Genomic DNA, 5,843 nt, shown 5'->3' on the forward strand with positions numbered 1-5,843 from the left:
GTTAAATGGGACAATAAAAAACACCTTCGAAATGGTATAATCAATAAAATACTATTCGGAGGTGTTTTTGTGTGGGCAAAAACGTATATTCAAGTGAAGTAAAGTGGGCAGTTATTAAAGATAAGATGACTGGAGAGCTTTCAAATAGAGAAATAATGGAGAAGTACGGGATAAAGAATGTATCCCAAATTAAAACTTGGATGAAATGGTATAGAGAGAATCAAATTTATCGTTTAAATCAACCAATAGGCAAGCAATATTCTTATGGACATGGACCAGAATGGAAAAGTGAAGAAGATAAACGGAATAGTCAAATTGAACAGTTAAAAATGGAGAATGAAATATTAAAAAAGTATTTAGAACTGAGAAAGGAGTTGAAAAAGAAGTAGTTCTTCGATTAGTGGAGAAGTTTCGAGGAAAATATACGGTTACAGCTGTTTTACAGGCATTAGGTGTGGCTAGATCTACTTATTATCGATGGGCGAAAAACCCAGCGGCTCCTCTTACTGCGATAGAAATAGCGATTAAGACACTTTGTCAGGATACTACATATCGTTATGGCCATAGAAAAATTACCAAACTTCTAAAAAAACAGTATCAAATAAAATTAAATCGAAATACGGTTCAGCGTATTATGCAGAAATTTCATTTACAATGTCGTATTAAACCAAAACGCAGATGGAAGTCACAGGGTGAAACCGTAATTATAGCACCTAACCTACTAAATAGGGATTTTACAGCAACAAAACCGAATGAAAAGTGGGTAACCGATATTACGTATATTCAGTATGGTCCGATTACACTATACTTATCAACGATTATGGACTTATTTAACAATGAGGTCATCGCTTATAAACTTTATGAACACCAACAAACATCATTAGTCATGGATACGCTGAAAGCAGCCTTGATAGCTACAGGTCATCCAAAAGGAGTAATCATTCATTCTGATCAGGGCAGTGTATATACATCTTATACGTATCAGCAGTTAGTAAAAGAAAAAGATTTAATAAGTAGTATGTCACGGAGAGGTAACTGTTGGGATAATGCTGTAATTGAATCTTTTCATTCAGCTATTAAATCTGAAGAGTTTCAATATGTTAAATACAATTCAATTTCTATACAGGAAGTTAGATCTCGAGTAGATCAATATATGAAGCATTATAACGAAGAACGTATCCAAGAAAAATTAGGCTACCAATCCCCTATAGAATACAAAGGAATGATAGCCTAAGAAGGTGTTTTATTATTGTCTTATATCGCTATGTCAGTCTACTAGCACACCTGAGTGTTTTTAATTACTCTACATCATAACCTTGGTCATCGATAGTTTCCTTAATGGTACTTAAAGTAACTACACTTGAATCAAATTCAATTTCCACTTGTCCTTTTTCTAGATTAACGGAGACATTTTTTACTCCATCAAGTTCTCCTACACTGCTTTCAATTGCCTTCACACAATGGTTACAAGACATTCCTTTTACATTTAAAGTTACATGTTCCATATTTGTTTCCCCCTTATTTTTTAATTAACTTTTGTATGGTAACTAATACTTCATCAATAACCTCCAAATCGCCCTCTTGAATCCTTTCGACAACACAGCTTTTTAAATGTCCTTCAAGCAGGATTTTTGCCACACTATTTAAAGCCGATTGCGTTGAGGCAATTTGGTGGATAACATCATCACAATATGTGTCTTTTTCAATTAAGCCTTTAATACCGCGAATCTGACCTTCGATCCTATTTAGTCTTGTTATTAAATTCGTCTTCGTCTTTGTAGAATGATGGCTTTTACGTTGGTTTCCTGTTGTTGCGCAGCAGGATTCATCCAATACATCTTCTTCATTGAAAGACATGCCAATGCCTCCTTTGCTTCATTATATCATAGCCTCGTACCCTCATCGTAAGTCTATTATTTTATTTCGATAATGAATGGAAATACACGAACTTTTCCTTCTTGTTTAAATTCAGCCCAAATTTTATAAATCCCTGGCTGATGAAATTCCGTTTTAAAAATCGGTTTCTCGGTATTAATCGGATGAACGTGCAAGTAATTTGTGGCTTCTTCATCTAAAATGACAACATGACCGGTTGCTCCCAAATAAGGTTCCAAGGTTGTCTCAACCATTTTAAAGAAAAGTGTAACGGGTTCCCCTGCTTTAAGTGAGCTTACAGACAATTCCACTGTTTTACCATCAATTGTTTTCGTTAATGTTTGATCTACAATGAGTGGATGATGATCATGAGATCGCTTTTGTTTTCCTACTGAGAAAGGAAGTGGGCTGACTTGATAACTAAGTTTTTCCGGTTGAATATCGATAAAAGCTTTATAGTCGTCCTCCTCTAATTCATGGGGAATTTCAAACTTACCCTTCCCTGTTTTTTCAGGATGCAAATGATAGTATTGATCTAAATGTTCATTTACTAAAATTAAATGTAGTAGCTTTTCATGATTTACTAGAAGATTATCAACTGGTTTTCCGTATTGGTCTTCTAATGTGATGGTGATCAATCCATCTTTGTAGAAGAGGGATGGCTTCACTTCACTAGCCTGTGAATCTCCTGATTCATGTCCATGTCCAGCTACTTCCCCATGTTCAGGTGTTTCGTGAGTCTTTTGACTTACTGAATTACTTTTGGTCACATCTTTGGCAAAATACACATCATAGGCTGTAAATCCACCAACCACGACAAGTACATATATAACAGCTGAAATTACCCACTTTTTCATTTAATCTTCACCTCCTATATTCAATGTCGTTTCCCCTCATAAAGAAATGAATTAAAGCCTAATCTTTTGTAGTCTTAATGCATTTAACACAACCGATACTGAACTGAAGGCCATTGCCGCACCGGCAAGCCATGGTGCAAGAAATCCCATTGCTGCAATTGGAATACCCAATGTATTGTAACTAAATGCCCAGAATAAATTTTGTTTAATATTTCGAATTGTCTTTTTACTCATAAAGATAGCATCATAAATACTATTTAAATCACCCCGCATTAGGATAATATCCGCCGTTTCCATTGCGATGTCTGTTCCAGTTCCGATTGCCATACCGATATCAGCTACCGCCAAGGCTGGTGCATCATTGATCCCATCCCCCACCATGGCTACTCTTTTACCTAGCTTTTGAAGCTTTTTCACTTCTTCCGCTTTTCCTTCCGGCAGTACCTCCGCAATGACAATATCAATCCCCACTTCTTGTGCAATAGCTTTGGCTGTTCGGATATTGTCACCGGTCATCATAATCACTTCAAGGCCCATATCCTTTAATTTCTTTATGGCTGCTTTTGATGTTTCTTTTACCGTATCAGCTACGGCAATCATACCTGCAAATCCCCCGTTAATTGCCACAAGCATTACTGTTTTTCCGCTTTCCTCAAGTTCCTCCATTTTTTTTACGGAGGATTCGAATGAAACACCATATTTATTCATTAATTTACGTGTACCAATTAATATTTCTTCCCCATTAACGAAAGCTTTAATTCCATACCCTGGAATTGCTTCAAATTCCGATGCATCTGTGAGAGAAATATTTTTTTCTTTAATCCCTCTAACAATGGCTTCGGCTAATGGGTGTTCGGATTGCTTTTCAGCGGAACCAACTAGCTTGAGAAATGATTTCTCATCCAAATTTTCTAATACAAAAACATCTGTTAACACAGGTTTCCCATTTGTGACTGTTCCTGTTTTATCTAAAACAATCGTATTAATTCGATGGGTCATCTCTAAATGCTCGCCACCTTTAAATAATACCCCGGCTTCTGCAGCACGACCGGATCCTGCCATAATGGAAGTCGGTGTGGCCAGACCTAGAGCACAAGGACAAGCTATTACAAGAACGGCAATCATTTTTTCCAATGCTTCTGCGAAATTTCCTGGATTAATCCAGATAAACCAAATCAAGAAAGTTATGACAGCGATTCCGACGACAATCGGTACAAAGATCCCTGAAATTCGATCTGCAAGCCGTTGAATAGGTGCTTTAGAGCCCTGCGCTTCTTCTACTACTTTAATGATTTGTGCCAAAGCCGTATCTTTGCCGACTTTTGTTGCTTTGATTTTTAAAAAGCCGTTTTTGTTTATGGTGGCACCAATTACATGATCTCCAACTGATTTATCAATTGGAACACTTTCTCCCGTCAACATGGACTCATCAATGGCAGAGCGCCCTTCGATGATTTCCCCATCAACCGGCACTTTTTCCCCTGGTTTAACATAGATAAGGTCCCCTACCACAACTTCTTCGAGTGAAACCTCTATCTCTTTACCATCACGAATAACCGTTGCTGTCTTTGCCTGAAGACCCATTAACTTCTTGATGGCTTCAGACGAACGTCCTTTCGCTCGAGATTCTAACAATTTTCCTAAAATGATTAATGTAATCAAAACCGAACTTGTTTCAAAGTAAAGTTCCACCATATGCGAATCCGTACCGATGGATCTAATTAATAAATATACGCTATAAAAATAAGCAGCTGATGTTCCAAGAGATACTAATACATCCATGTTAGCACTGCCATTTCGTAATGCTTTATATGCGCCGACATAAAACTGTCGTCCAACAATAAACTGAACAGGGGTTGCCAGTGCCCATTGAACCCATGGATTCATAAACATTTCTGGAAGATATATAAAGGAGGTAAACTCAAAATGGCTTACCATCGCCCACAAAAGCGGGATTGAAAGTATTAGTGAAAAAATAAATTTCCCTTTTTGTTCTTCAATTTCTTTTTGGCGATGATCAGCAATGTCCACTGTTTTCTCTTGCTTAACTTTCGCTTTATAACCAAGCTTCTCAATTTTTTTCACCATGTCCTGAATGGTTACTTGTGAAGGATTGTATTCTATTCTTGCTGATTCAAGTGCCAAATTGACTGTCGCGTTTGTTACACCTTCCATCTTGTTCAGAGCTTTTTCAATTCTTGATACACATGCGGCACAAGTCATCCCAAATATGTCAAACTCCGTTTTTTCAGTCACAACCCGATATCCAAGATCATTGATTTTTTTAACAAACTCTTCTATATTTATTGATTCTGGATCATACTTGATAATAGCTTCTTCTAAGGCTAAATTCACGTTTGCGTCGTGAACGCCTTCTAATTTATTTAACCCCTTTTCAATTCTTTTAGCACAAGCCGCGCAAGTCATGCCGGCTACGGGTAGTTGTACTTCTTTCATGGAGCTGCCCATTTGCGGTTCCTCCAATCCATTAAATTTTTTATCTTATTTTAACTTACATTAATATAGTATACCCCCCTACCCTATATCGTCAATAAAATATGGTTTTAAATTATTTATTCTCCATTTATATTAACCACAATTGGCACTTCTATTATCAAACAAGGTTTTATTGGGAGGATTTGGCTGTTATTTTAAGCATTAATAAGCTAATAAACCGAGGATCATAATCTGCTTTAGTAGTGATATGATATACCTTTATTTCGGCTTTGTTTTGTGAACGTATGAAATGGTAAGATAGATCCCAACTTAACAATTTGTTAAGAAAATTCAGGAGGGAATTATTATCCAAAATTTAAAATTGAATTACACGAATGAAATGGAAAAAGCATTGCTTAGTGCCCATGGTGTCTGCTATAAAGTTTATTGTCGAAATCACGATATTAGGCTGGAAGTCGAAAAACGAAGAGAACATGATTATTTGGTTTCACAACTCATGTGTTCATCTATAAAAAAATTCTATGATTAAATGAAAATGGGGCTGTCCGGAAAGTGGTATTTCAGCCGAAATCTTTATAAAAGCAAAACCCAAGAATGCTGTTAAATCAACATTCTTGGGTTTTTAATTTGGGTTCATTTTTCTCTTAAATGGAC

Annotated in this window: 5 protein-coding genes; 1 reads left to right on the forward strand and 4 read right to left on the reverse strand. The window is 36.5% G+C overall.

Going from position 1 to position 5,843, the window contains the following annotated elements; translation table 11 throughout:
• The first annotated feature begins 71 nt into the window (after positions 1-71).
• A protein-coding gene (locus tag GZA11_RS11090; protein ID WP_163183829.1) for an IS3 family transposase occupies positions 72-1,234 on the forward strand; the annotation gives its coding sequence in 2 pieces (ribosomal slippage) (positions 72-378 and positions 378-1,234; 1,164 coding nt in all).
• 64 nt (positions 1,235-1,298) lie between these two features.
• Here GZA11_RS11090 and copZ read toward each other — a convergent pair.
• Genes copZ through GZA11_RS11110 form a run of 4 tightly spaced genes read right to left on the reverse strand, consistent with a single transcriptional unit; the run spans position 1,299 to position 5,201 of the window.
• The gene (gene copZ, locus GZA11_RS11095; RefSeq protein WP_038535054.1) at positions 1,299-1,505 is read right to left on the reverse strand and encodes a copper chaperone CopZ; all 207 of its coding nucleotides are present in this window, start codon (positions 1,503-1,505) and stop codon (positions 1,299-1,301) included.
• A 13-nt stretch (positions 1,506-1,518) separates the two neighbouring features.
• A complete protein-coding gene (locus tag GZA11_RS11100) occupies positions 1,519-1,857 on the reverse strand; it encodes a metal-sensitive transcriptional regulator (protein WP_038535052.1) in 339 nt (112 codons plus the stop codon).
• 56 nt (positions 1,858-1,913) lie between these two features.
• A complete protein-coding gene (locus GZA11_RS11105; RefSeq protein WP_038535050.1) occupies positions 1,914-2,732 on the reverse strand; it encodes a hypothetical protein in 819 nt (272 codons plus the stop codon).
• Positions 2,733-2,783: 51 nt separating this feature from the next.
• A complete protein-coding gene (locus GZA11_RS11110) occupies positions 2,784-5,201 on the reverse strand; it encodes a heavy metal translocating P-type ATPase (RefSeq protein ID WP_038541602.1) in 2,418 nt (805 codons plus the stop codon).
• Between the last annotated feature and the right edge of the window lie 642 nt (positions 5,202-5,843).

Origin of the sequence: Neobacillus sedimentimangrovi (assembly GCF_010614825.1) — a bacterium.
GTDB classification, from domain to species: Bacteria; Bacillota; Bacilli; order Bacillales; family Cytobacillaceae; genus Neobacillus; species Neobacillus thermocopriae.

Bases quoted from the DNA above. Each gene is read 5' to 3' on its own strand.
- copZ (WP_038535054.1), bottom strand. From the start codon at position 1,505: ATGGAACATGTAACTTTAAATGTAAAAGGAATGTCTTGTAACCATTGT.
- GZA11_RS11100 (WP_038535052.1), bottom strand. From the start codon at position 1,857: ATGTCTTTCAATGAAGAAGATGTATTGGATGAATCCTGCTGCGCAACA.
- GZA11_RS11105 (WP_038535050.1), bottom strand. From the start codon at position 2,732: ATGAAAAAGTGGGTAATTTCAGCTGTTATATATGTACTTGTCGTGGTT.
- GZA11_RS11110 (WP_038541602.1), bottom strand. From the start codon at position 5,201: ATGGGCAGCTCCATGAAAGAAGTACAACTACCCGTAGCCGGCATGACT.